Raw genomic sequence first — 17,306 nt, 5'->3', positions numbered from 1 at the left:
GCTAATATCCGGTATTTTGTGGGTTTAGATTAGAATTGAGTAAGAGTTCCTGCTGTGGTAATGGCCATAGATTATGATGTGATTTCCAGTTCGGCTTGACCGATATCAATGTATTGAGACGGTTCATACGTTTCAGATCAAGAAAACGATGTCCCATTTCGGTAAAGAACTCTTTTCTGTTTTCAAGCAGTATTTCATTGAGAAGTTCAGGCTGTGTCATTCCACCTGTCAAAGCAGAAAGACCTGCTCTCTGTCTTGTGGCGTTGATATAAGGCAGTGCCTCAGATAATTTATTCTGCTGTACTATCGTCTCTGCGAACAGCAGATAGGCTTCCTCCAATCGGAATACAACCGAGTATTCGGTGGTATTATTGGTTCTGTTCTTATATTTATCCGCCCTGTACCACGTATTTCCGTTAAAAGTGACCGCCACCATCCAGTTCGGTTTTCTCAGGTCTCCATTTGAAAAAGAGTTAACAAGATCCTGGGTTAGCGCATAACTGTCTGGTGCAGAATTATTGAAATAATAAGTAGATGCTTCCTTAGTTCCTTCTCCCGGATATTTAGGTTTTAACTGCCATAGAATATGAGTTCCCGATTTTTGGAAGACTTTGGTTATATTATTCTCGAACTGGTACAATGGGCTTTGTACAATACTTTTCAAAACAGTTTCCGCATCATTCCATCGGTTTTGCAGCATATAAATTTTAGCGAGCATGAGCTGTGCTGTCTTTTTGTTGGGGTAAATCCGTTCTGCATTGCGGTAGTCATCTGTTAACAAATTGGCTGCCTGACCCAGGTCACTTTCCAGTTTGGCTACAACCTCTAAGGACGGTGTTTTGGATAAAGATTGATTGATCTGATAATTGGTGCTCACTACATATGGAATATCCCCGAAGATCTGCTGCAGATAAAAATACAATATCGACCTCATAAGAAGGGCCTCACCCTTGATTCTACTTTTTTCAGCTGCAGGTAATGCTGACGAATTTTCTACCCCTTCTATAATAGCGTTGGCGAGATAAATGTTCTGGTACGTCCCGGACCAGTACGAGTAAATGGTGTAATTGGCAGCGATCTGCTGATTACGATAGAGATCGAAAAGCGCATTAACATATATTGTGACATAACAATCAAGATCATCGGTATAAGATCCGAAAAGTTTACCTGCGTTATCTCCTGCAATGGGTGAACTATCCCGCATTCCGGCATATAACCCTGCAAGCGCCGCATTAGCCGTCTGCACGTCTTCAAATACCTGATCTTTCGTGATCTGATTATTGGGAATTTCTACTTCCACCAGCTTCTCACATGAGATGGTGATTTTTAATAGGAAAAGTATAATGATGAGATATAGTATGTTAAATGTTTTCATAAGTAAGGATTTTAAAGATTAAACTGAGCGCCAAAAGAATAGGTTCTGAGTGGTGGCAGAAAGCCCATACCCAAAAACTCAGGATCGATTCCAAAATAATTGGTCCATGTGATAAGATTCTGTCCCTGAAAAAAGACCTTTACATCTTTAAAGACAGAATTTTTCAAAGGGATTCGATAACCCAGCTGCAGGTTTTTCAGACGGATGAATGAGGCATCTGAAACTGCTGCGGTACTGTTTTGGAATAAATTATGGGCTGTACTCACACCTGATCTGTACGGCATATAGAAGCCACCCTGATTTTCAGCAGACCATACATTCAAAATTTCTAACGGCTGATTGGTCATCCCACCGGGTACGGGCATGATGCTGTTATAGTTTCTGTTTCTTTGTTTGACAAATTGAAATAAAATTGACAGATCCCAGTTTTTGTAGTGCAACGTATTGTTCCAACCTCCGAAATATTCTACGCCTATTTTTTCGATGACTTTATTATCATCCGGTGAGGATATTTTACCATCCCCGTTAAAATCTGTAAACCTGTACTGTCCTGTCTGTGGATCGATTCCTTCCAGTTGGTAGACCTTTATGATTGAGGTAGGCTGACCGATTACATACTGATTGGCATAGGTCGATCCTTCCAGTCCGGGAAAAGAAATGAGTTTATTTTTAGGAAAACTGATATTGAAACCTGTTTCCCATTGAATCTCCCCTGATTTAAAAGGACGTGCATTCAATTCCAATTCAAATCCGGTATTCTCTACCGTAGCGGGCAGATTCGCTAATACGGATGGAAACCCTGTCACAGAAGGGAGCTGAATCCCTACTAATTGATTAGAAGAAAGATTGCGGTACCACGCTGCAGTAAGATTGAGTCGGTTTTTAAAGAATCCCAGTTCAAGGGCTGTTTCCAGTTTTGTGGTCTTTTCCCAACTGTAATCCGGATTGTACAGGCGGGAGGGCAATAATCCCGTAGTTCCATTATATATTGATGAAGAAACCGCATAGGTATCTAAATACTGATAATCCCCGATTTGATCACTTCCGGCAGAGCCATAGCTCCCACGAAGTTTTCCAAAACTGAGCCATTTGTTATCTTTTAGTAAATTTTCCTTTGAAAAAAGCCATGCAGCACCGATGGCACCAAAATTGGCAAAACGCTTATTGGGACCAAATCGGCTGCTGCCGTCTCTTCTTCCTGTAATATTTAGAATATACCTGTTTTTAAACTGATAATTTAATCTTCCGAATACTGCCGCATATCGATATTCGGTACGGATCTGGTCAGAGATTATTTTGGTCTGTGCAGCGCCAATATTCTCTATAAATACATTGCTCTCAAAACCTACACCGGTCATGGTGCCCTGTTTGTTCATTTCCCGCTGGAATGTACCTCCAACTAAAGCATCAAATTCATGCTCATTCTTTTTATACGTCCAGTTGATCTGAGGCTCGATGATAAAAGAAAACCGATCATGATTATTTTTTGAGGCTCTGGAAGTCGCACTAGACTGTCCCAAGGCAAAAGAAGGGTTGTACATCGTATGGGGTTGCAGCGCCAATTCATCAAAGATCTGGTAATTGATTCCCCCGTTGAGCTTGATTTTGATATTGGGAAACAGCTCATATTGGGTATTGACGTTGGTTAAGAACTGTTTGCTTTCATTTGAATAGGTGCTGTTATAGGCTGCCACAGGATTGGCAAAGGTATTGTTCTCCCAGTTGAGGCTTCCGTCCTGATGATAGAGATCAGGGGCATTGGGTGACAGCCAATACGCTTGTCGGGTGATATCAGACCTCAGTACGTTGTTTTTCTGAATAGAAAACAGATTGGATATGGTAAGCTGGAACTTCTTATCCGGTGAGCGATGAGAAATGTTACTGGAAATGTTATTGCTGAGATACTTAAAATCCCTCCCGAAGGCGGTGGTCTGTTCGTTGTGTCCCAAACTCAGTAAAAAGGTAGTGGTTTCACTGCCTCCCTTAAGTGAAAGCTGGGAGTTTGACGAGGCTGCCGTATTGCCGATCAGCGTTTTTACCCAATCTGTATTTCGGTTTTGACCCCATGTACCGTTAATATCATAAGCGGTAGCGGGATAATTGGTGATGCCGTCATTGGCAAACGCCTGTCTGCGCATATCCAGATATTGCTCGGTGTTCATCATTTTCATCTTCGATGCTACTTGACTCAGCCCATACGAGGTTGTAAAATGTAGCCCAAGTTTTCCGGATTTACCTTTTTTAGTGGTGATCAGGACAACACCATTGGCACCGCGCGATCCATAGATCGCGGTGGCATCAGCATCTTTGAGTATTTCTAAACTTTCGATATCATTCGGATTGATGCTGTTAAGGGGATTGATGCTGGCTCCGGGCATGATGACCCCTGAATAGGGAGAAGTCATCTCACTTCCCATCGGTACGCCGTCAATAATATACAACGGGGCATTTCCCGCAGTTCTCAAACTATTTTTTCCTCTGATCTGAATATCAAATCCTCCTCCGGGAACTCCTGAGTTCTGGGTGATATTGACTCCCGCCATACGTCCCTGCAAGGTGGACAATACATTGGTAACAGGCTGGTTTTCGATGTCTTTGGCCGTTACTTTTGAAATGCTTCCGGTACGTTCTTTATCCTTAACGGCGTAGTAACCGGCATTGAGAACGATCTCTTTGATCAATTGTTCCCGCTTTATGGTATCGTTAGGACTTTGTATTTCTGCTTTTACAAGTGCTTTATTTTGCGGGATAGTTTCCGGATCACCGGTTTCTGAAAGATTTGTCTTTGAAGTGCCGGGTTTTATTTCTTTGATGATCACCGAATTAAATTTGATCAGCACTTCAAAAGGCAAGCCTTTAAGGATCTTTTTCATACAGTTTTGTACACTTTCATTGGTGCATTGTACGCCCTGTATGGTATACTTTTCCAACGCTTCTGCGGAATAGGCGTATTCCAGCTGATTGGCGGTTAGAAAATCACTCACTGCCTTTGCAGCCGATATTTTCCCTGTCCGGTAATTTACCCTCTTGTCGGAGATGTGCTGCTGCGCACATAGAGCCGACAAATTGAGAAAAACCAGGATTGCTGTATAGACAACAACATTTTTCATATTTTTGTATTGTTAAATTAGTAACGCGACGAATAATTGTTATTAGTTTTCCTGACCGACAGCGCCAACTGTCGGTCTTTTTGTTACCTGATTATCACGTATCGGATATGACGTGCATGACAAGACACTGCCATATTCTATTTTTCCAATCTGTATGTAGTATCATCGATGTTGAGATTGAGATCAAGATGTGCGGCTATCGTACCGAGAATAGCTGCGGGTGAGACATTCGTATTACTAAGAGAAATTTTATGATCTGCATACTTTGCAGGATATTCAACCTTAACCTGATAGGTTTTCTCAATCACTTCAATGGCATCCTTTACACTGGATTCATTAAAAGAAAGCAGGATCAAAGAATTATCAGCTTCGTATAAATCAGGTTTGTTTCTATCCTCCTTTAACCCTGTAATGGTCGCTACATGCGGTTTACCGTAATTGCTGAAGGTTTTTCCGGGTGCCATAAAATATTCTTCTTTGGTATTTGTTTTTTTGACGGCAACTCGTCCTTCAAAAAGATCGACCTTAAAAGTAGTGCCATCCTGAACCACTTTAAAAACAGTACCCAGTACCCTTGTCTCATAATTCAGCCCATGAACAATAAAGGGATGGTCTTTGGATTTTGCTACCTTAAATATGGCATCGCCCTCTAAATACACCTCCCTGGTATTAGCGGGAAATGATTTTTCAACAGTCAGTCTGGCTCCTTTTAAAAGTTTAATGACGGAACCATCAGCGAGTTTAATGGTTGAATCTCTGGCCTCTGCAAGATATACATAGGGAGCTGTGAGCATATTGTATCCAATGACACTTCCCACAGATAAGAGTATCAGCGTTGCTGCTACTGAAACGATCCTTACCAGGTGCTTTCTGCGTTCCTTAATATCTATTGATTTTTTGATGTTCTCCCACATCAGCTGCTGCTCATCAGGAGTGGGTGGTTGTAAGCGAGTTTTTTTTCCGTCCATAATAAAGAGGTCCTTTATTATATATTAGTCCGGAATCGAAAAAAGGATAGTTGTTTTAGTAAAAATTTAACTTATTTTAAGAAATTTTAACTTGATTCAAGGGTTTTTGTGATGGTTTTTGAGGAAGAGCATAGCTTCAGAGAGATGATGTTTAACGGTGCTTTTCGGAATATTCAATCGAACGGCAATTTCTTCCTGAATGATACCTTCCAGTTTATTCATTGTAAATATTTTCCTGCGTAAAGGAGGAATAATAAGTTTGACGCTTTTTTCAAGCTCGTAAAGGTGTTGTTCTTTTTTATTGACGGATTTTAATTCTTCGGGTGAGGGATCTGCATAATCACTAGCCATTTCTTCAAAGAAAGGCTGTCGATTGGTTGTACGGTAAAATTTGGAGATCTTCTGTTTGCAGGTATTGAAAATGATGCTTTCCGCATTTTCAGCAAGAAGTTTTTCCCGATATTCCCACAAATGGATATAGACCTCCTGCATCACATCCATCACATCGTCCCTATTCTCAATACTGCGGGAGATACAGGTAAAGATCTGATGATTGTAATGATAATAAAGTCCTTCAAAAGAACTTTTTTCAATGATATGCTTTTTGAAAAAAGTCACGGGAATGATTGGGTTAGTGCATCAAATTTAGGTCTTTTTTTAATAGAAAATTAATTAAGTATTACAAATAGATGAATAAATATCATTTATTACACAATATGGCATTATATTTTCCTTATGTATTAACTCATATATAGGCTTTCCGAAAGCCAAACGCTGCCTCTGAGTGCCAAGGACTGCCATATGCTCTGCCTGTATAGAAAGCCTTACTACTTTCATGATCCAATATAAACACCTATTGAAATATGGAACTGATCGCTGTACAAAGAACTGCCCTGGAAGAGCTGACGGGGCAGATGAAAACCTTACTCATCGTAACAAAGAATGCTGCAAAACCGTATGTTTCGATTTTCAGAACTGAAAAATGGCTGGATAATCAGGAGGTCTGCCTTGTGTTAGGGATTTCCAAAAGGACCTTACAGACCTATAAAAACAAAGGGCTCTTGCCCTGCTCGAAGCTCTGCCGCAAGAATTATTTTAAGTTATCGGATGTGCAGGCATTGTTACATAACCATCATAAAGAAAATCACAATGGAACTGCTGACAGGTGAATCTAAGGAAGTCCTTGCTCTTCAAAAGCTGATTGATGAGCTCAAAATGGATATTGAGCTGATATTGGAACATTACCGTCCTGTTATGAACGGGGAAATTTACCTTTCAGGGGAAGAGGTCTGTATGATGCTCCATATCAGTAAACGGACGTTACAGCAATACCGCGATGATAAGATTCTGCCTTATATTCAAGTCGGCGGAAAAATTATTTTTAAGCAGTCCGATCTGATCAGAATTTTAGAAGAGAATTATCACAAAAATTACCAGATACCCTAACATTTCTTTAACTTTAACTTCATATCGAAAATTGCTCCATGAAGTCCTCCCCAACAACTAACGAAAAGGATCTGCTGCTCAGGCTGCGGGATGGGGATCAGTATGCTTTTGAAGACTTGTACCGCACATACAGCAGACGTATTTTTATCAATACGCTCAAACTGGTAAAAGATGAGGATGAAGCGCAGGAGATTCTGCAGGATGTATTTATCAGGATTTGGAACTATCGAAAAAACATAGATCCCGATAAATCTTTTTCGTCCTATTTGTTTTCGATCGCTAACAATCTGGTCCGTGATTTTTTTCGCAAGGCTGCCCATGACCGAAGACTGCAGACGATACTTATTGCCAATGGTACGGAGCTTTATGACCATATTGAAAGCGCCTTATACCACAAGGAAACTACCGCTATCCTTCAATCAGCTATCGAGACACTGCCTGTTCAGCGTAAAACAATTTTCACTCTGTGTAGAATGGAAGGTAAAAGTTATGATGAAGTGGCCGCTTTGATGGGGATCACGGTTTCAACGGTGGGAAACCAGCTGGTCAAAGCGACACGCAGTGTAAAGCAATATTTCTATCTTTCCAGGCATTGTATTACGATCATCATAATGTGGCTTATGATGTAATGCTATATTAAATCATGAAAAAACTATTCGCATTGAAAAATATAGGGATTCAGCCTATCACTGATTTATACAGTGATAAAATCAATATTGCTTATACCGGAAAGCTTCTCCAATTGGGAGTTTTAATTGAGTTTAGGGGTGTTGTTTTTGAGAATGAACCTTATCTGCCGGAGGAAATATTGGTTTTCGCGAATATATGTGCCAATGGTATTATCCATTCCTATGTATTGTTTGTAAGCCATGAGGTTTTGGGGCCTTTACCTGTGTTCCGGGTCATTGCCGATGCCATTGAATTCATAGAGCAGTGTAAAGCCGGATCTGTTATTGAAGAACTGAAACAAGTAGCCACCTCATACTCAGCGATTGATAAGAGCTATGAAAACAAGGAGTACTATAAAAATGAACTATGGAAATATACCAGAGCATTGGGACTCATTAGAAAAAAAAGAGAGCAGGTAAACTGAATCTGATACAATAATTTTTCAAAATAAATGTCAATTTTTCTTTTTTGCTCTCGTACTATTTTAGGATGTACCACCTATAATAAAATTTGTTTCTTTGCATGATGGGACAATACACTCAATTACTTCAGTTAAAACCTTCGGAATTAGCCGGTCTAAAAAGGGAAGAATTATACATCCGGTTTTATCCGGCTGATGGGGCTGCGGGAGATCATCTCATAGATCTTGATAAAAGTTTGCCGGGAATTCAATTCCTTTTATCCGGGAATGTAGATTCTGAGAATCCTTATCAAAATCTGTTGAATGGTGAGATCATACCTCCATCGGAGGAAGAAGGAACAGGTGTGACCTATCATATACTAACTCCTGTAGAGATAGAAAAACTCGATCGGCTATTGCTCGCAATAGATGATTCCGACTTTCAGCAAAATTATGATCCCCTTGTTATGATGGCATCCAATGTATATCCTGATATCTGGGCAAACGGGAGAGAATCATATGATTATTTGTACACCCACTTCCGCGGGCTCAAAAGTTTCATTTCAAAGGCTGCTTATGACTCAAATGTGATTGTCGTAATGACAACATAGGTGTTTACAGTATTGCAGAGCCAAGCCGACAACTTACGCCCATAAAGATTACAATAATTTCAACTATTTTTTTGATTCCGGTAGTAGGATTCTTCCTGCCAAACGTACTCCTAATAAAACAACGTTTTGGAAAATCAGGATCACTTACTGCAATTACTGGAAAAGTATCGGGATAACAGCTGCTCACCCCGCGAGGTGAAGCAGTTGCTCGGGTATTTTCATAAAGACAGCGAAGAGCAGGATCAGCTCATGGAACTGGTGCTCAATCATCTGAAAGAAAAAAATTCCATTGAGGAATCGAATAAGAATTTCAATAGCAGGTTAGACCGTGCCTATCTCAATATTCAGCAGGAAATTACTGAGTCGGACGCAAGATCCAAAGCCACCCGTCGATTATGGAAGAAACTCCTGGCGGCTGCCACCATTACCATTGCTGTTGGCGTGTTGTCGCTGTACTATATCAACCGATACAATATCTATAATAATCGTCCCCTGCAAGCTCAGGATATTCAGCCCGGCGGTCATAAAGCAAGGCTGACACTAGCTGATGGGAGAAGCATTCAATTAAAAGATACTCAGTCAGGAATTATTGTCAGCGATAAAGGCATTTCTTATAATGATGGCACTGCTATTTCGGATCAAAAAATAAATGGATTGATATCCATCAGTACACCTAGAGGGGGTGAATATGAAGTCGTCTTATCGGACGGCTCCAAAGTTTGGCTCAACGCCGCTACCACATTACAGTATTCTGCGGACCTGAGAGAGCGGGGAAAGCGGAAAGTAATGCTGGTAGACGGCGAAGCCTACTTTGAAGTAGCCAAGGATAAAAAGCACCCCTTTATTGTGGTTACAAAAACTCAGAAGGTCGAAGTACTCGGAACTCACTTTAACTTGAGCAGCTATGCTGATCAGAAGCGTATTGTAACCACCCTTGAAGAGGGATCGGTAAAGGTCTCTTCATTGACGGAAGTAACTCATAAACAAAATTTCAACAAAGATCCGGCTTCAAAATCTCCGCATTCCCTGAATGAAGTTATTCTAAAACCCGGTCAGGAGTCCCTGTTTACTGATGGAAGACTTACTGTTAGAAAAGCTGATCTACAGAGCGCTTTGGCGTGGAAAGAAGGGCTGATCTATTTCAGGGATGCCCCGATTCAGGAGGTATTACGACAGGTAAGCCTTTGGTATACTATTGAAATTGAATATGAAGGAGTACCGACTAAGGAAGTCTTTAATGGCGGGATCAAACGGAGTTCTGATCTCTCGGCAGTGCTTCGTATTCTTGAACTGAGTAAGGTTCATTGCAGTCTCAAAAAAAAGAATAATAAAACAATCCTGACCATCTTGGAGGAAAAATAAATGTCCAATGTACCACCTTAAACCACAGAGCCTATGAAGTAATAGTTTTTTTGAATTTTTAGATTTAGTTAATGACGCCCACAAGATAAAAAAGCCGGAACATTCTTGAACAATGCTCCGGCAGATTGTGGGCTTTGTGAACCATCAGAGCAAACCGATTTATCAACCTATTGCAGGAGAATCTTCTAAATTTTCCCCTGCAATACAAAACCTACTCAAATTTATGATTTTTTTCTCAATCAGACGCTATGCCCGCCGGCATGGTTCTGCTGTTTATGGGTATCCTGTCCGGGATACCGGACAAATCAAACCTCTCAAAAAAATACCGATCAGCTTCCATTTAATGGTATTGCTGCTCTTTACGTGTCTTGTTGCTGCGGCAAAGGTAAATGCTCAAAACATCAACATAGAAGCAAAAGCTGTCCCTATTTATAAGATCTTCAAACAGATCGAAAAACAAAGCGGCTATTCGTTTTGGTATACGGGGGACGTCTTAAAAAGAAGCAGCCCCGTAACGATCAGCCTGCGTAATGCATCATTGCCATTAGCTTTGGAACAAATTTTCAAGAAACAACCTTTCACTTTTGAACTTGTCGGAGAAACCATTGTGATCAAAGAAAAATTGCCTGTCAAAGAAAATTCCGGGGAAAAAGAAAAACAAAAAAAACAAACCATTAACGGCACTGTAACCGATGAAAATGGCAAACCCTTGTCAGGTGCCACCATCAGGGTCAAAGGAACCGACAAAACGACCACTGCTAATAAGGAAGGAAAGTTTAGCCTTACCGATATAGAGGAAAATGCAGTACTCGTAGTGTCCTATATCGGTTATACTACGCAGGAGGTCAGCCTACAAAATGCCGAAAGAATCTTCCTTGCCAAATCCGAATCAAAGCTGGATGAAGTACAGGTCATCGCTTATGGTACGACGACCAAAAGATTAAATACGGGTTCTGTGGGAAGTATTTCGGGTGCTGATATTGCCAAACAGCCTGTAAGCAATCCCCTGGCAGCACTTTCGGGCAGAATCCCCGGACTGGTTGTTACGCAATCGACAGGAGTACCCGGCTCTTCATTCAACATTCAAATTAGGGGCAGAAATTCTATTGCTCAGGGTTCACAGCCCTTGATCCTGATCGACGGGATTCCTTTTGCCCCCGGTAATGAGGGTATTTCTTCTTTACCTTCGGCATTGACCAATGGATCGACAGGAACTTCACTGAGTCCTTTCAACAGCATCAACCCGAGTGATATTGAAAGTATGGAGATCTTAAAAGATGCCGATGCGACGGCTATTTATGGCTCCCGCGGAGCCAATGGGGTACTTCTGATCACCACGAGAAAGGGGAAATCAGGTAAGACACAGGTCAATGTCAATATCAATCAGGGTTTTACCGAGGCTGGCAGAACGATGGACCTAATGGACTTGCGGCAATATCTCAGTATGAGAAAGGAAGCCTTTGCAAATTCCAATAGTACCCCAACCATCTCCAATGCGCCTGATCTGATGGCATGGGATCAAAACCGATATACCGATTACAGAACAGAACTCATCGGCGGTACCGGAAAACTGACCAATGCCCAGCTTTCGATATCGGGTGGTTCTTCAGAGATCCAATATCTGATTGGCGGTTCCTTTTACCGTGAGACCTCCGTATTCCCTAATGCCATGCCCAATACCAGGGGAAGCGTGAATATGAATCTCAATCACGCCTCAAAAGACAATCGTTTCAGCTTGAATTTTTCAGGCAGCTTTACGGCGGGTGAGAACAAAACCGCGGGAACCGATCTGACCTACTATACCTTTTTAAGTCCCAATACCCCCGGTTTTTTTACCCCTGACGGTAAACTGAAATGGACAGAGAACGGAGCGCAGTATGAAAACCCTTACCGTTACCTGTTTGAGGGGTATAATGCCAAAACAAATAATCTGGTCAGCAGTGTAAATACCTCTTATAGGATTATTGACGGTTTAACATTGAAACTGGCTATGGGATACAATCGGCTTAATGGAAAAGAGACCAAACTCATGCCCATGAGTTCTCTATCCCCTGATCAGACTCAGATCAGCTCCTCACAATTTGCACTGAGTGAATACAGCAGTTGGAATATAGAGCCACAGGTACAGTATGTACGCACCTTGGGGCGGGGAAAGCTTGATGTATTGGGCGGGGCTACTTTTCATCAAAAGAATAGTTTGGGAAATTATATTTCCGTCAGCGGATTTACTACCGATGCACTCATGGAATCTATCGCTGCTGCAAGCACGATCAATACTGCTTCTAATGCGAAAAGTGAATATAAATACAATGCCGTATTTGCCAGAATCAATTACAATATCGATAACCGATATATCGTCAACCTGACCGCGAGACGTGATGGTTCAAGCCGTTTTGGACCCGGCAAGCAATTTGCCAATTTTGGAGCCGTCGGTTTGGCGTGGATCTTCACGGAAGAGAAATGGTTTCAGGATCAATTTCCACTGCTTAGTTTCGGAAAACTTCGTGCAAGCTATGGGATTACGGGTAATGATCAGATCGGTGACTATCAGTTTCTGGACAGCTGGCAGCCGGGCTCCCAGACTTATCAGGGAACAGGGACGCTTCGTCCTTCTGCATTGGCAAACCCGAATTATACCTGGGAAGAGAATAAAAAGCTGGAAGCAGCGGTAGATCTTGGTTTTTTAAAAGACAGACTGCTTTTTTCTGCCAATTATTACCGGAACAGAAGCTCCAATCAATTGGTGGCGTACCGCCTGCCTTATCTGACAGGGTTTGCATCGATCATCAGGAATTTCCCTGCAGTGGTTCAAAATGAAGGCTGGGAGTTTTCTCTCAGTGCAGATGTGGTAAAAAGCGGCATATTCAGCTGGACCATTTCTGCCAATGCCACCCTTCCTAAGAATACATTACTAAAATTCCCGGGGATTGAAACATCAACCTATGCTTCACTTTATAAAGTCGGAAGATCACTTGGCAGCCTTTACAATTATCACTACGAGGGTATCGATCCGGTCACGGGACTGTATCGGCTTACGGATGTGGACGGCAGCGGAAGCTACAATGCCGGTGATCTGATGATTAATGGAACACTTGATCCGAAAATCTACGGTGGACTCAATAATACCGTCAGGTATAAAGGTATTGAGCTGAGTGTATTTTTTGATTATAGGAAGCAGACCGGAAAAAATTTCTTGTATTCTATTTACAATCTTGCACGAATTCCGGGTATGATGATGAATCAGCCTTCTGTTTTGACAGACCGCCGGCAGAATACCAATACCACTGCTCAGTATGAAAAATACACCGCGGTGGCAGGAACAAATGTTGCGAATGTGGCGTATTCCGACCGTGTGTATAGTGATGCTTCTTTTGTGCGGTTACGGAATTTATCGCTGAGTTATTCACTGCCAAAAGCGGTGAGCTCGAAACTTTCCCTGAGTTCGGCAAGAGTCTATCTGCAGGGGCAGAACCTTTTTACATGGAGTGCCATGAATGGCTTAGATCCCGAAACACAAAATCTCTATTCACTGCCACCCCTAAAAGTTTACACTATTGGCTTACAGCTTAATCTATAATTTTATGAGAGCCTTATCTATTTTAGTCTTACTTGCATTTTTTTGCGCCTGTACAAAATTTGTAGAAATTGATGCACCGATTGGTAAGATCAGTTCTTCAACCGTATTTCAGGATGATGCTACAGCAACTTCTGCGGTATTGGGCATGTATGCCCGTCTGGTGGTCAGCAGTCCTGCCTTTTCCAACGGTGCTGCCACGATCTATCTGGGTACTGCTTCCGATGAACTTAATTACACGGGAACAACCTCCGATATGTCCGGTTTTTATACGAATACTTTACACGGTGGAAATTTAATTGTTTCCCGTGATTTCTGGCGCTATCCTTATGAGACCATTTATCAGGCCAATGCCTGTATTGAAGGGCTGCAGCGTTCTACAGCCGTTACCCAAAGCTTGAAGCCCCAGCTTTTAGGGGAAGCTTATTTTATCCGCGCCTTTTGCTATTACTATCTGAGCAGTCTCTTTGGAGATGTTCCGCTGGTCAAGACCACCAACTTTGAGATCAATGCAAAAGCGTTGAGAACTAAAAGTTCGGAGGTTATAATCTCCATGATCGAAGATCTGCAACAGGCAAGAAGTATGCTGTCCAAAACGTATCCTTCTTCCGGAAGATTACGGGTGAATTATTATACAGCTACTGCACTGCTCAACCGCATCTACCTGCGGGAGCAAAACTGGCAACTTGTGGAGCAGACCGCAAACGAGATCCTGAGTTCAACGGTATATTCACTGGAAACGGATCTTACCAAAACGTTCCTTATCGCAAGCAGTGAAGCTTTTTGGGAGCTGGCACTTCCTGATATGAGTACCTTTAACACCATTGAGGCGAGCCGCTTTATTCCCCTTGCGACAGTCGGTGTGATCCCTGCTTTTACCCTAACGGGCAGTCTGTACAATTCCTTTGAAGCGGGGGATCTTAGGAAGACCTATTGGATCGGATCAAAAACAGTAGGTGGTATCACTTATTTTTATCCGTATAAATATAAAGTACGGGGTGCTGCGGTAAAGACCGAGCATTGCATTGTTTTCAGACTGCCAGAGATCTATTTGAACAGAGCAGAAGCCCGTACCCATTTAAATGATCTGTCAGGAGCTTTACGTGATCTCAATACAATAAGATCCCGCGCCAATCCTGCATGGACTCCATTTGACAGTTCCGATATAAGCATCATACAGGCTGCGATCCAAAAAGAAAAAAGGATCGAATACTTTGCAGAATGGGGACACCGCTGGTTTGATCTCAAAAGAACAGGACAGCTTAATGAGGTTCTGACGCCTTTGAAAACAACATGGAAACCAACTGCCGCTTTATTTCCGATTCCTTCCTCTGAAATCTTAGTCAATCAAAATTTAACTCAAAATCCCGGATACTGACATGAAAAATAAAGTCAACCCATTAACCGTAATATACCTGATGGCATATTTACTGCTTATCAATCCTGTTTATTCACAGGAAATTAAACCACTGACGGTGGGCGATACCGTGCCCGATATGGTGTTAAAATCAGTCCTTAATTACAACAAAAGCTCTGCAAAACTATCTGATTTTGCAGGCAAAGCCATCATATTGGATTTTTGGTTTATCAGATGCGGCTCCTGCAGAGCAGCGATGCCTCACCTGGACAGTTTGCAGAAAGCTTTTAAAGATGACCTTCAGCTGCTTCTGGTCACCTGGGAAGATAAAAAAAAGGTAGAAGAATTTTTTGCCACGGATTTGGACGCCAAAAACCTGAAATTTGTAAACGTGGTCAATGACAGTCTACTGCGCAAAATTTTTCCTGCAAGAGGATTTCCTCATCAGGTCTGGATCGATAAGAATAATAGGATAATTGCTATTACCGACGGAACCAATACTTCTGCTGAGAATATCCAGAAGCTGATTGGTGCAAAAAAAATCGACCTCCCCGTTAAGGTGGACGAGATGGATTCCAAACTGCATCAGGGAACAGATCCGCTAATGACCTATCGATATTCCACTACCAAAGATAAGATCCTCAAATACTCCTATTTAAGTAAAAAAAGAATGGAATTTAGGGGTGGCAAAAGCTTGGAATTAGATACCCTGAATAAAATAGCCCGTGCGAGTTTTACAAATATAGATTTTCTACAGCTTTACGACGATGCCTATACTTCAAGTTTAGGTTCTGATGACCTGCATCGGCCAACGAGAATTATTAGAAAAGACACGAATTCTGTAAAAACCGAGGCAGATTACAAAACTTTTTCCAACGTTTTCTGTTATGATCTGATGTACAAAGATACCACGACACGGGGCTTTGGAAAATATATGATCAGAGATCTTGATGAACGCTTCGGGTTCAAAAGCCGTGAGGAAATAAAAAAAATACAATGTCTGGTTATCAGAGAAAAAGGGTCAGGGAAAGGATACCGCCAACCATTGAATGGGAATGAGAAAAAATTTATGGATATTCAAATGGTTGTGGGAAAAAAATTCAGAACTAACAGATCCTGGAAAGGCTTCTTAACATCAGCTGTAAACCGAAACAATCACATGCCCATTATTGTTGATCTGGATTTTAGCCAGCCGGTATCTTTTGAATTTACCTGGACTCCTGATGATGTAAAATCGATGTCCAAAGAATTGAAAAAATTCGGACTCGAAATGATCATTCAGAAAAGACCAAGAAAAGTCATCATTCTCGAAAATAAATAAGATAAAAGGGCTGGTCACTGACCAGCCCTCTGTTATTATGGTTGTCTTGTTGTATTGTCAACCTGAGGTCCGCTAGGCACCTCACTGCCAGGGCTACCAGAAATAGCGGAATACGCTCTGGCGCACATTGCTAAACCGGGAGTTCCACAATGATCATCCTGTATATTCGCTTTGGTATCCTGACCGAGGTAAGTCGATCCATCGAACCAATAATAAAGGGTAGCTTCTGTTTTTGTTTCTGCTTTTGTAAAGGCAAAAGCTGTAATTGTGCCGACAGCAATGAGTAGTGCTGCTACGGCAGTTTTTAGTGTGTTCATTTTAATTTTTTTTTTTGATTAATAAAAGGCAATAAGTTCATTCATTATTGTTATTGAAATTATTGCGAGTGAACAGACCGAAAAGGCACGGGCAATGGTGGATGCCTATGGTTTACTTTTACGATCTATGGCGGGTTGACGTAGAGTACCGGAGTTATTTCCTAAAGGATTCGTTGCGTCAGCTTGATCATAGATCTGCCGTTACCATCCTGCTCCGTGATCAGCTGAAAGTCCCGGAGTATTTTTCCTCATCCCTCATAAGTTGTGTTGAGGAGCATTCTTGAATCTTTGCTGTGTCCACCTGGTAAGGTGGTAGCCTTTACAGTAATCACACGGATATGCTCTTATCTGTACCGGTTTCCCCCTACGGTGCTTGATGCGTTTTCCTGTCAGTTTGTTGAGTACAGCATTCCTAAACAGATACATCAGGCTTCTTGCCTCCTCCACGGACGGCAAAGATCGTTTTCCTGTTGCGGCACATCTTGGATACATTGATTTTTAAAGATTTCAAAAGTTATTTTTAGGGGCTGCCGCGTAAAACATTACACCGGCAAAGTTTTTTTAATTTCTGCATGGTTTTTAGTTTTTTGAGTTTGAGAATAGCTGCAAAGAAATTGGCAGCAGCTACAGGACAAATGTATTGAGCCTGAGTAATATAAAACAATAGTCTGGTTCTAAGAGGTTGCGAAAAAACATCAGGACAGCCGTTGAAAGCCCATGAACAGGGCCGGTGTTTTTTCACGTCGGGTGCGTAATGACATCCAAAGGGTGTGAAATAACATGGAAATGGATATGA

At 41.7% G+C, this 17,306-nt stretch carries 15 protein-coding genes; 9 read left to right on the top strand and 6 right to left on the bottom strand.

The features are described from left to right. Position 1: 1 nt before the first annotated feature. The 4 genes from C1634_RS05985 to C1634_RS05970 all read right to left on the bottom strand — a co-directional run bounded on the left by C1634_RS05985 (position 2) and on the right by C1634_RS05970 (position 6,071). Complete coding sequence (locus tag C1634_RS05985; protein ID WP_103234250.1) at positions 2-1,375, bottom strand: RagB/SusD family nutrient uptake outer membrane protein; 1,374 nt, start codon at positions 1,373-1,375, stop codon at positions 2-4. A gap of 11 nt (positions 1,376-1,386) precedes the next feature. Next, positions 1,387-4,485 (bottom strand): SusC/RagA family TonB-linked outer membrane protein, encoded by a 3,099-nt coding sequence (locus tag C1634_RS05980; RefSeq protein WP_103234249.1) that lies wholly within the window; start codon positions 4,483-4,485, stop codon positions 1,387-1,389. Positions 4,486-4,622: 137 nt separating this feature from the next. Then, complete coding sequence (locus C1634_RS05975; RefSeq protein WP_103234248.1) at positions 4,623-5,453, bottom strand: FecR family protein; 831 nt, start codon at positions 5,451-5,453, stop codon at positions 4,623-4,625. Positions 5,454-5,549: 96 nt separating this feature from the next. Further along, positions 5,550-6,071 carry an RNA polymerase sigma factor gene (locus C1634_RS05970; RefSeq protein ID WP_165835266.1) on the bottom strand — a complete coding sequence of 174 codons (522 nt, stop codon included), beginning with the start codon at positions 6,069-6,071 and terminating at the stop codon, positions 5,550-5,552. Positions 6,072-6,316: 245 nt separating this feature from the next. On the opposite strand from C1634_RS05970, the gene C1634_RS05965 reads away from it, so the two are divergent. The 9 genes from C1634_RS05965 to C1634_RS05925 all read left to right on the top strand — a co-directional run bounded on the left by C1634_RS05965 (position 6,317) and on the right by C1634_RS05925 (position 16,193). Beyond that, positions 6,317-6,622 (top strand): helix-turn-helix domain-containing protein, encoded by a 306-nt coding sequence (locus tag C1634_RS05965; protein WP_103235256.1) that lies wholly within the window; start codon positions 6,317-6,319, stop codon positions 6,620-6,622. Further along, positions 6,603-6,899 carry a helix-turn-helix domain-containing protein gene (locus C1634_RS05960; RefSeq protein ID WP_103235255.1) on the top strand — a complete coding sequence of 99 codons (297 nt, stop codon included), beginning with the start codon at positions 6,603-6,605 and terminating at the stop codon, positions 6,897-6,899. The genes C1634_RS05965 and C1634_RS05960 overlap by 20 nt, the downstream gene beginning before the upstream one ends. A gap of 38 nt (positions 6,900-6,937) precedes the next feature. Then, positions 6,938-7,528, top strand: coding sequence for an RNA polymerase sigma factor (locus C1634_RS05955; RefSeq protein WP_103235254.1), 591 nt, complete (start codon positions 6,938-6,940; stop codon positions 7,526-7,528). 14 nt (positions 7,529-7,542) lie between these two features. Then, positions 7,543-7,992: a hypothetical protein gene (locus C1634_RS05950; protein ID WP_103235253.1), complete on the top strand. Its 450-nt coding sequence runs from the start codon at positions 7,543-7,545 to the stop codon at positions 7,990-7,992. A 98-nt stretch (positions 7,993-8,090) separates the two neighbouring features. After that, the gene (locus tag C1634_RS05945; protein ID WP_103235252.1) at positions 8,091-8,579 is read left to right on the top strand and encodes a DUF1877 family protein; all 489 of its coding nucleotides are present in this window, start codon (positions 8,091-8,093) and stop codon (positions 8,577-8,579) included. A 126-nt stretch (positions 8,580-8,705) separates the two neighbouring features. Then, positions 8,706-9,941 (top strand): FecR family protein, encoded by a 1,236-nt coding sequence (locus C1634_RS05940; protein ID WP_103235251.1) that lies wholly within the window; start codon positions 8,706-8,708, stop codon positions 9,939-9,941. Positions 9,942-10,164: 223 nt separating this feature from the next. Continuing rightward, positions 10,165-13,518: a SusC/RagA family TonB-linked outer membrane protein gene (locus C1634_RS05935; protein WP_165835265.1), complete on the top strand. Its 3,354-nt coding sequence runs from the start codon at positions 10,165-10,167 to the stop codon at positions 13,516-13,518. A 4-nt stretch (positions 13,519-13,522) separates the two neighbouring features. Continuing rightward, on the top strand, positions 13,523-14,893 hold the full coding sequence (locus C1634_RS05930) for a RagB/SusD family nutrient uptake outer membrane protein (RefSeq protein ID WP_103231893.1): 1,371 nt from the start codon (positions 13,523-13,525) through the stop codon (positions 14,891-14,893). A 1-nt stretch (position 14,894) separates the two neighbouring features. Continuing rightward, on the top strand, positions 14,895-16,193 hold the full coding sequence (locus C1634_RS05925; protein ID WP_103231892.1) for a TlpA family protein disulfide reductase: 1,299 nt from the start codon (positions 14,895-14,897) through the stop codon (positions 16,191-16,193). Positions 16,194-16,228: 35 nt separating this feature from the next. Here C1634_RS05925 and C1634_RS05920 read toward each other — a convergent pair whose 3' ends face one another. Next, positions 16,229-16,510: a hypothetical protein gene (locus tag C1634_RS05920; protein WP_103231891.1), complete on the bottom strand. Its 282-nt coding sequence runs from the start codon at positions 16,508-16,510 to the stop codon at positions 16,229-16,231. 255 nt (positions 16,511-16,765) lie between these two features. Beyond that, positions 16,766-17,002 carry a hypothetical protein gene (locus C1634_RS05915; RefSeq protein ID WP_103231890.1) on the bottom strand — a complete coding sequence of 79 codons (237 nt, stop codon included), beginning with the start codon at positions 17,000-17,002 and terminating at the stop codon, positions 16,766-16,768. Between the last annotated feature and the right edge of the window lie 304 nt (positions 17,003-17,306).

The sequence above is a fragment of the Chryseobacterium viscerum genome (assembly GCF_002899945.2).
In the GTDB taxonomy this organism is placed as follows: Bacteria; Bacteroidota; Bacteroidia; order Flavobacteriales; family Weeksellaceae; genus Chryseobacterium; species Chryseobacterium viscerum.
The sequence above is the reverse complement of the archived record's forward strand: the minus strand, read 5'-3'. Positions and strand labels throughout refer to the sequence as shown.

What these genes read in the sequence shown, in the direction of transcription:
- C1634_RS05955 (WP_103235254.1), top strand. Translation starts at nt 6,938, where the DNA reads ATGAAGTCCTCCCCAACAACTAACGAAAAGGATCTGCTGCTCAGGCTG.
- C1634_RS05945 (WP_103235252.1), top strand. Translation starts at nt 8,091, where the DNA reads ATGATGGGACAATACACTCAATTACTTCAGTTAAAACCTTCGGAATTA.
- C1634_RS05915 (WP_103231890.1), bottom strand. Translation starts at nt 17,002, where the DNA reads ATGTATCCAAGATGTGCCGCAACAGGAAAACGATCTTTGCCGTCCGTG.
- C1634_RS05965 (WP_103235256.1), top strand. Translation starts at nt 6,317, where the DNA reads ATGGAACTGATCGCTGTACAAAGAACTGCCCTGGAAGAGCTGACGGGG.
- C1634_RS05930 (WP_103231893.1), top strand. Translation starts at nt 13,523, where the DNA reads ATGAGAGCCTTATCTATTTTAGTCTTACTTGCATTTTTTTGCGCCTGT.
- C1634_RS05935 (WP_165835265.1), top strand. Translation starts at nt 10,165, where the DNA reads ATGATTTTTTTCTCAATCAGACGCTATGCCCGCCGGCATGGTTCTGCT.
- C1634_RS05925 (WP_103231892.1), top strand. Translation starts at nt 14,895, where the DNA reads ATGAAAAATAAAGTCAACCCATTAACCGTAATATACCTGATGGCATAT.
- C1634_RS05980 (WP_103234249.1), bottom strand. Translation starts at nt 4,485, where the DNA reads ATGAAAAATGTTGTTGTCTATACAGCAATCCTGGTTTTTCTCAATTTG.
- C1634_RS05985 (WP_103234250.1), bottom strand. Translation starts at nt 1,375, where the DNA reads ATGAAAACATTTAACATACTATATCTCATCATTATACTTTTCCTATTA.
- C1634_RS05950 (WP_103235253.1), top strand. Translation starts at nt 7,543, where the DNA reads ATGAAAAAACTATTCGCATTGAAAAATATAGGGATTCAGCCTATCACT.
- C1634_RS05975 (WP_103234248.1), bottom strand. Translation starts at nt 5,453, where the DNA reads ATGGACGGAAAAAAAACTCGCTTACAACCACCCACTCCTGATGAGCAG.
- C1634_RS05960 (WP_103235255.1), top strand. Translation starts at nt 6,603, where the DNA reads ATGGAACTGCTGACAGGTGAATCTAAGGAAGTCCTTGCTCTTCAAAAG.
- C1634_RS05920 (WP_103231891.1), bottom strand. Translation starts at nt 16,510, where the DNA reads ATGAACACACTAAAAACTGCCGTAGCAGCACTACTCATTGCTGTCGGC.